The 4540-nt window shown below is 63.5% G+C and carries 4 protein-coding genes and 1 pseudogene; 3 read left to right on the forward strand and 2 right to left on the reverse strand.

The features are described 5' to 3' along the window. Positions 1-4: 4 nt before the first annotated feature. Complete coding sequence (locus AHiyo1_RS11555) at positions 5-817, reverse strand: class I SAM-dependent methyltransferase (protein WP_445286212.1); 813 nt, start codon at positions 815-817, stop codon at positions 5-7. A 132-nt stretch (positions 818-949) separates the two neighbouring features. Here AHiyo1_RS11555 and AHiyo1_RS11560 point away from each other — a divergent pair. Beyond that, positions 950-1695: pseudogene (locus AHiyo1_RS11560) on the forward strand (phosphoglyceromutase). Positions 1696-1755: 60 nt separating this feature from the next. Here the strand turns inward: AHiyo1_RS11560 and phoU are convergent. After that, positions 1756-2418 carry a phosphate signaling complex protein PhoU gene (gene phoU / locus AHiyo1_RS11565; RefSeq protein ID WP_059388661.1) on the reverse strand — a complete coding sequence of 221 codons (663 nt, stop codon included), beginning with the start codon at positions 2416-2418 and terminating at the stop codon, positions 1756-1758. 206 nt (positions 2419-2624) lie between these two features. Here phoU and AHiyo1_RS11570 point away from each other — a divergent pair, with 206 nt between their 5' ends. Further along, positions 2625-3779 (forward strand): sensor histidine kinase, encoded by a 1155-nt coding sequence (locus AHiyo1_RS11570; protein WP_253257286.1) that lies wholly within the window; start codon positions 2625-2627, stop codon positions 3777-3779. Between the two features lie 46 nt (positions 3780-3825). Continuing rightward, positions 3826-4506: a response regulator transcription factor gene (locus AHiyo1_RS11575; protein WP_059388662.1), complete on the forward strand. Its 681-nt coding sequence runs from the start codon at positions 3826-3828 to the stop codon at positions 4504-4506. Positions 4507-4540: the final 34 nt, after the last annotated feature.

Genomic DNA, 4540 nt, shown 5'->3' on the forward strand with positions numbered 1-4540 from the left:
CCAACTAAGCCGGGGCCACCGCTGACCAGTCGACCGTAAGTTCCCCCAAGCGCCAGCGCGAGGGTCCGTCCTGAAGGGGCCAACCGGCGTCGCGCATTGATTGGCACATGGCGGTCCACCGCTGCCTGCTGCCGAAGGACGCAAGCGGTGCGGCTTCCAGCCAGGCTTGGTCCAACGCATTCAGGAAAGCATGGATGCGTTCGCCGGGGATATTGCGGTGGATGAGTGCCTTGGGCAGGCGTTCGGCCACGTCAGAGGGCAGTTCGAAGCCGCCGAACCGCATGGACAGGCTCAGGCTCAACGGCCGGTCCGGATCCAGTGCAACCCACGTCACCCTGCGGCCGATTTCGTCACACGTACCGTCGATGAACAACCCCTGCGGTGCCAACCGCGACTGCACGAGCGCCCAGATCCCCGCCACGTCCGACTCCTCGTATTGCCGCAGTACGTTGAAGGCGCGCACCAACACTGGATTGCCCGGAACAGGAACCTCGAAACCGCCCACGTGGAAGCTGAGCCCGGGCCTTTCCAAGGGCTTCGCGATACTGACTCGCTCGGGTTCGATCTCGATCCCGCACACGCGGACGTCCGGGCGGACGGCCTGCAGCCTTTCGAAGAGTTCGACGGCGGTGGCCGGGGAAGCGCCGTAGCCAAGGTCCACTACCAAGGGGTCGACGGCGGAGCGTAGCCGCCATCCCTGCGGGCCCGCCAACCAGCGGTCCAAACGGCGCATGCGGTTGGGATTGGTGGTGCCCCTGGTGATGTTTCCGACGGGTTTGCCGCGCCTTCCCTGCACCCGCTCCGCTTTTCGCACCACCGTCCTACTTTATCCTCCAACGCGGGTCACTTACGGCCCATCCGGCGGTCAAACACCGGCGCTAAGTGACCCCGCGTCGTGGAGGGCGTAACGCCCGGCGACGGCAGGGCTTGATCGCTTAGGATGAAAACCATGACTTACAAGCTGATTCTGCTGCGCCACGGCCACAGCGACTGGAACGCCAAGAACCTGTTCACCGGCTGGGTGGACGTCGACCTGAACGACCAAGGCCGCGAGGAAGCAGCCCGCGGCGGAGAGCTTCTGGTCGAGAACAACATTCTCCCGGACATCCTGTACACGTCCCTGCTCAAGCGGGCCATCAACACCGCGAACATCGCCTTGGACAAGGCCGATCGCGGCTGGATCCCGGTCAAGCGTGACTGGCGCCTCAACGAGCGCCACTACGGCGCCTTGCAGGGCAAGGACAAGGCCCAGACCCTCGCTGAGTTCGGTGAAGAGCAGTTCATGGAATGGCGCCGCAGCTACGACACCCCGCCGCCCCCGCTCTCCGACGACAGCGAGTTCTCCCAGGCACACGATCCCCGTTACGCGGATCTCGGCGATGCCTCCCGCGCACCGAATGCCTCAAGGACGTCCTCGTGCGTCTCCTGCCGTACTGGGAATCCGACATCAAGGAAGACCTCAAGTCGGGCAAGACCGTCCTGGTCACGGCTCACGGCAATTCCCTGCGCGCGCTCGTCAAACACCTCGACGGCATCAGCGACGAAGACATCGCGGGCCTCAACATCCCCACCGGCATCCCGCTGGTCTACGACCTGGACGAGAACTTCCAGCCGATCAACCCCGGCGGAACCTATCTCGACCCCGAGGCCGCGGCAGAGTCCATCAAGGCTGTAGCTGCCCAGGGCAAGAAGTAGTTTTTGAGAGAACGACGGCGGCCGGCCCACCTTGCGAGGTGGCGGCGCCGTCGTTGTTTGCTAAGACTGGCTAGAAGCTTCAGGCTGCCATTCACCGGTGACCAGGTAGGTCACCTTGCGGGCAACGGAGACGCCGTGGTCGGCGAAACGCTCGAAGTAGCGGCTGGCGAGGGCCACATCCACCGTGGTGGCTGCAGTCTCGGCCCAGGCAGGATCAGCGATTGCCCTGAAGACGCTCAAGTGCAGATCGTCCACGCGGATGTTGAGCTTGAGGATGTCGCGGGCAACTTCGAGGTCGCGGGACTCCAGGAGCAGCGTCACCTTCTGGATGATTTCGAGGTCGAGGCGCGCCATGTCCTTGAATGTCGCCGTCAGCTGCTCGGGGATGACCGTGGCCGGGTAGCGCAAACGGGCCAGCTGGGCCACGTGCCGGGCGAGGTCACCCATGCGCTCCAGGGATGCGCTCATCCGCAGGGAGCCGACGATCATCCGGAGATCGCTTGCCACAGGGCCCTGGAGGGCCAGGATGTCGATGGCGCGCTCGTCGAGGCCGTTCTGCAGGAAGTCGATCCGCGCGTCGGCGGCAATGACATCCTGGGCAAGATCGACGTCGGCGCCTTCGAAGGCGGTGGTCGCGTTCTGGATCGCCTCAGTGACCAGCTTTGAGATCTCGATGAGGTCCTCACCGACCTGGATGAGCTCCTCCTGAAAAACCTTGCGCACGGTGGCGTCCTCTCCTTGGAAATCTCCTCCGCACCCCTCTGACGGCGCGGAAATCATCACAGCTAACTACGGTCCAACTAGTAAGAGTGGCAGTGGTCAATGAACGATTGCGCACCTTTAGGTGAACGTTAGCTGAATCGGGGCGGTTTGGTGACCGTTCCATATTTTGCAGTGTTTTGAGCGCATAAGCTAGATCCGTGGATCCAGTGCTCATCGGTGTCATCGCAGGTCTAGTCGGCCTGTCGTGCGGCGTCTTTGGCGTGCTCGCGTTCAGGCTCAGTGAACGGCAGCGGAAGATCGTGGACCTGGACGTCACCGAGCCGCTTCTTCCGGAGGGAGCAGCGGAGGTGCTGTCGGTCGTCGGGCGCGCTTTCGTCGTCGTGGACGCGATCGACGGCGTGGTCCGGGCCAGTCCCGCGGCCTATGCGTACGGCCTCGTGCGGGGCCACACAGTGGTGCACAAGCAGTTGCTGGACATGACCGCAAAGGTGCGGCGCGACGGCGTGATCCTCGAGGAGACTTACGAGTTGCCCCGCGGTCCATTGGGCAAGGGAACCATTGTGGTCCAGGTGCGGGCAGCCATGCTCGGATGGGAATATATCGTCCTGCTGGCCGATGACCGTACCGAAATCACCCGTACCGAAGAGATCCGCAACGACTTCGTGGCGAACGTCTCGCATGAACTCAAGACGCCGGTGGGCGCCATCTCCCTGCTTGCGGAAGCGCTTGAGGCGAGCCCGGACGACGAAGAAGCCGTGCGCCGCTTCGCGAAGCGCATGCACAAGGAATCGACACGGCTGGCCGCGCTGGTTCAGGACATCATTGAGCTGTCCCGGCTTCAAGGTGCCAATGTGGCACAGCAAGGGCACGCCGTGGACATCAATACGGTGATTTCCGAGGCCGTGGACCGCTCGCAGCTCCCGGCCGAGCTCAAGAACATCAAGATCGTCGTCGGAGGCCGCACGGAAACGATGGTTTTCGGCGACCAGGACCTGTTGGTGACCGCCTTGCGGAACCTGATCGACAACGCCATCCGTTATTCGCCGGAGAACACCCGCGTGGGAGTGGGGGTCCGCGCCAAAGAAGGCGTGGTGGCCATTTCCGTCACGGACCAGGGCGAGGGTCTCAGCCCGGAGGACCAGGAACGCATCTTCGAACGCTTCTACCGTGTGGATGCGGCGAGGTCCCGGCAGACCGGGGGAACAGGCCTGGGACTGAGCATCGTCAAGCATGTGGTGTCCAACCACGGCGGCGAGGTCACCGTCTGGTCCCAGCCAGGCCAAGGTTCTACTTTCACCATCCGCCTTCCGGAAATGGAAGGCCAGGAGGACGACGACGCCGGGGCGAAGCCCGAAGCGTGATTCAAACGACGGGCGCCGTACGCGCCCTAGAGCAAGGAGCTGGCGCTTGAGCAGGATTCTGATCGTGGAGGACGAGGAGTCCTTCAGCGACCCTCTGTCCTACCTATTGGGCAAGGAAGGCTTCGATGTCCAGGTTGTGGACAACGGCAGTGACGCCTTAGTGGAGTTCGACCGGAACGGGGCCGACTTGGTGCTGCTGGACTTGCAGCTTCCGGGGACCCCTGGCACTGAGGTCTGCAGGCAACTGCGCCAGCGTTCCAGTGTCCCGGTCATCATGCTGACGGCCAAGGACTCGGAAATCGACAAGGTGGTTGGCCTGGAGCTCGGCGCGGACGACTACGTCACCAAGCCGTACTCCTCGAGGGAACTCGTGGCGCGCGTGCGTGCCGTGCTGCGCCGCCAAGGCGAACCGGAGGAACTCATCACGTCCACCGTCCAGGCCGGCCCGGTGCGGATGGACATTGAGCGGCACGTAGTGAGCGTCAACGGCGAACAGGTGTCGCTTCCGCTGAAGGAATTCGAACTCCTTGAGATGCTCCTTCGCAATTCAGGCCGGGTGCTCACCCGCGGGCAGCTGATCGACCGCGTCTGGGGCTCGGACTACGTGGGCGATACCAAGACCCTGGATGTCCACGTGAAGCGCTTGCGCAGCAAGATCGAGCCGGACCCCTCTGTTCCCCGCTACCTGGTGACGGTTCGGGGCCTGGGCTACAAGTTCGAGCCGTAGGAATCTACAGCAAAAAGGAAGGGCTCCCCTCGTG

The organism is Arthrobacter sp. Hiyo1 (genome assembly GCF_001263615.2).
Classification (GTDB): Bacteria; Actinomycetota; Actinomycetes; order Actinomycetales; family Micrococcaceae; genus Arthrobacter.